The 2058-nt window shown below is 70.4% G+C and carries 3 protein-coding genes; all 3 read left to right on the plus strand.

The genetic code is table 11. The features are described from left to right. The coding region (locus ABD385_RS41090; RefSeq protein ID WP_344585373.1) for a vitamin B12 dependent-methionine synthase activation domain-containing protein at positions 1-1034 on the plus strand (1034 nt) is incomplete at its 5' end. Continuing rightward, positions 1031-1921 (plus strand): methylenetetrahydrofolate reductase [NAD(P)H], encoded by an 891-nt coding sequence (gene metF / locus ABD385_RS41095; RefSeq protein ID WP_344585375.1) that lies wholly within the window; start codon positions 1031-1033, stop codon positions 1919-1921. The genes ABD385_RS41090 and metF, both read left to right, overlap by 4 nt. Next, the coding region (locus ABD385_RS41100) for an adenosylhomocysteinase (protein WP_344585376.1) at positions 1911-2058 on the plus strand (148 nt) is incomplete at its 3' end. The genes metF and ABD385_RS41100, both read left to right, overlap by 11 nt.

Here is a 2058-nt window from a genome sequence, read left to right on the forward strand (position 1 = left end):
GTGCCTATGTCGAGCAGGACCTGCACGAGATCTATGAGGGCGAAGTCCGCTATGCGCGGGATGCGTTCGAGGGTCTGCGGTTGATGGATGCGTTGATCGCCGTCAAGCGGGGGGTGCCGGGCGCCACACTGCCCGAGCTGAAGCAGCGGCGGGTCAAGGCCGTCACGACGGTGGTTGAGGAGCAGCCCGCGGAAGGACCGGTCCGCTCCCAGGTGGCCGTCGACAATCCGGTGCCCGCCCCGCCGTTCTGGGGCACCCGCGTCATCAAGGGCATCCAGCTCAAGGAGTACGCCTCCTGGTTGGACGAGGGCGCGCTGTTCAAGGGCCAGTGGGGGCTGCGTCCAGCACGCACGGGTGGCGGGCCCACATACGAGGAGCTGGTGGAGAGCGAAGGCCGGCCGCGGCTGCGCGGCTGGCTCGACGCCCTGCGCACCGGCGACCTGCTCGAAGCCGCCGTCGTCCACGGCTACTTCCCCTGTACGTCCAAGGGCGACGACCTGATCATCCTGGATGAGGACGGCACCGAGCGGACGCGTTTCACCTTCCCGCGGCAGCGGCGCGGCCGGCGCCTGTGCCTGGCCGACTTCTTCCGCCCCGAGGACTCCGGCGAAACCGACGTGGTGGGCCTGCGGGTCGTCACCGTCGGTTCGCGGATCGGGGAGGCCACCGCCGAGCTGTTCGAGGCCAACTCCTACCGCGACTACCTCGAACTGCACGGCCTGTCCGTCCAGTTGGCCGAGGCACTGGCCGAGTACTGGCACGCCCGGGTCCGCGGCGAACTCGGCTTCGGCGGGGAGGACCCGGCCGACGTCGAGGACATGTTCGCCCTGAAGTACCGCGGCGCCCGCTTCTCCCTCGGCTACGGCGCCTGCCCCGACCTGGAGGACCGCGCCAAGATCGCCGACCTCCTCCAACCCGAACGCATCGGCGTCCAACTCTCCGAGGAGTTCCAACTCCACCCCGAGCAGTCCACCGACGCCATCGTCATCCACCACCCGGACGCCACGTACTTCAACGCGGGGAGCCGTTCATGAGCACGCTCCGGGCAGACGTCGCCGGTCCGGCGCCGTCGTTCTCCTTCGAGTTCTTCCCGCCCAAGAGCGAGGCCGGGACGCGTACCCTGTGGCGGACGATCCGGCGCGTCGAGGCGCTGGCACCGACCTTCGTGTCCGTCACCTACGGCGCGGGCGGCTCCTCCCGAGACCACACCGTCGCGCTCACCGAGCGGATCGCCGCCGACACCACGCTCCGCCCGGTCGCGCACCTCACCGCCGTCGGCCACTCCGTCGCCGAACTGCGCCACATCATCGGGCGGTACTCCGACGCGGGGGTGCGCGACGTCCTCGCCCTACGGGGTGACCCACCGGGGGATCCCAACGGCCCCTGGACGCCGCATCCCGCCGGCCTCACGCACGCGCACGAACTGGTCTCTCTCGTGAAGGACACCGGCGCCTTCTCGGTCGGCGTCGCCGCGTTCCCCGAGGGCCACCCCCGCTCGTCGGACCCGGACACCGACGTCCGGCACTTCATCGGCAAGTGCCGGGCCGGTGCCGACTACGCCGTCACGCAGATGTTCTTCCACGTCGAGGACTACCTGCGGCTGCGCGACCGGGTGGCGGCAGCCGGCTGCGACACCCCGATCATCCCCGAGATCATGCCGGCCACGGACGCGCGGCAGATCCGCCGGTTCGCCCGACTCAGCCACGCCGCCTTCCCCGAGGAACTCGCGCACCGCCTGGAGGCGGCACGGGACCGCCCCGAGGACGGGCACCGCATCGGCGTGGACCATGCCACCCGGATGGCGTTGCGGTTGCTCGACGAGGGCGCGCCGGGGCTGCACTACATCACCCTCAACCGGTCGAGCGCCGCCCTCGACATCCATGGTCACGTCTGTCGTTCAAGGAGTCTCCATGCCTGCTGACACCACCCGTTTCAAGGTCGCTGACCTTTCCCTCGCCGCCTTCGGCCGCAAGGAGATCACCCTCGCCGAGCATGAGATGCCCGGTCTGATGGCGATCCGCAAGGAGTACGCCGAGCAGCAGCCCTTGAAGGGCGCGC

Origin of the sequence: Streptomyces lunalinharesii, assembly GCF_039532155.1 — a bacterium.
Classification (GTDB): domain Bacteria; phylum Actinomycetota; class Actinomycetes; order Streptomycetales; family Streptomycetaceae; genus Streptomyces; species Streptomyces lunalinharesii.

Coding starts and splice junctions, on each gene's coding strand:
- metF (WP_344585375.1), top strand. CDS start 1,031: ATGAGCACGCTCCGGGCAGACGTCGCCGGTCCGGCGCCGTCGTTCTCC.